1 protein-coding gene is annotated in these 262 nt (G+C 67.9%); it reads left to right on the plus strand.

What is annotated here, in order from left to right; all coding sequences use genetic code 11:
- Positions 1-69: 69 nt before the first annotated feature.
- The coding region (locus tag ACM0OY_RS40610; protein WP_414574331.1) for a hypothetical protein at positions 70-262 on the plus strand (193 nt) is incomplete at its 3' end.

Genomic DNA, 262 nt, shown 5'->3' on the forward strand with positions numbered 1-262 from the left:
CGGCTTTCACGCCACCGGTGAAGGTCTATAGTTCGTCACGGCCCGCTGGGGCTTGAGGAGGACAGGCGTTTGCGCCCGCCAGTTCACGATCCGACGCCGCCGACCGCATCGCGACGCGATGCGCTGGGCCTCTTGGCCTCAACCCCCTTTCTGGCCGCCGCCCAGGATCAGTCCTCACCCTCCGAAGAAGTGCGGCTGCTGCAGAACCTGCTGACCCGGATGGGCGTCGAGGTCCGGCTGGAGGGCGACAGCCCGCGTCAGT

This window comes from Nostoc sp. CCY 9925, assembly GCF_963920935.1.
In the GTDB taxonomy this organism is placed as follows: Bacteria; Cyanobacteriota; Cyanobacteriia; order Cyanobacteriales; family Nostocaceae; genus Nostoc.